The following is a 497-nucleotide window of genomic DNA, read 5'->3' on the forward strand; positions in this document are numbered from 1 at the left end:
AGGATCTCGGCGAAGACCGCGCACAGCACTTCCTCACGCGGGTTGCGCGCAGCCCTGGAGGCCACCGCCGACACGTACTGCGGTGCGGGCAGGGCCCGACGGTCCAGCTTGCCGTTCGCCGTCACCGGGAACGACTCCAGCACCATCACGGCCGCCGGCACCATGAACTCCGGCAGCCGCTCACCCGCATACCGCCGCAGTTCCGCCGGATCCAGCCGCTCCGTCTCCCCCGCGGCCGCAACGACATAGGCAACCAGGCGCTTGTCGCCCGGCTGGTCCTCACGCGCGATCACCGCCACCTGACCGACCCGCGGATGCCCGGCCAGCACCGTTTCGACCTCGCCGAGTTCGACACGGAACCCACGGATCTTCACCTGGAAGTCCGCACGCCCCAAAAACTCCAGCGTCCCGTCCGCGTTCCAGCGCGCCAGATCACCCGTGCGATACATCCGCTCACCCGGCACGAACGGACTGGCCACGAACCGCTCAGCCGTCAA

General features: G+C 69.2%; 1 protein-coding gene. It reads right to left on the reverse strand.

What is annotated here, in order from left to right; translation table 11 throughout:
* Positions 1 to 497 (reverse strand): AMP-binding enzyme (locus JK361_RS40715; protein WP_201828276.1); only part of this gene is annotated, 497 nt, incomplete at both ends.

It is taken from the genome of Streptomyces musisoli (assembly GCF_016741855.1).
Taxonomy (GTDB): Bacteria; Actinomycetota; Actinomycetes; order Streptomycetales; family Streptomycetaceae; genus Streptomyces; species Streptomyces musisoli.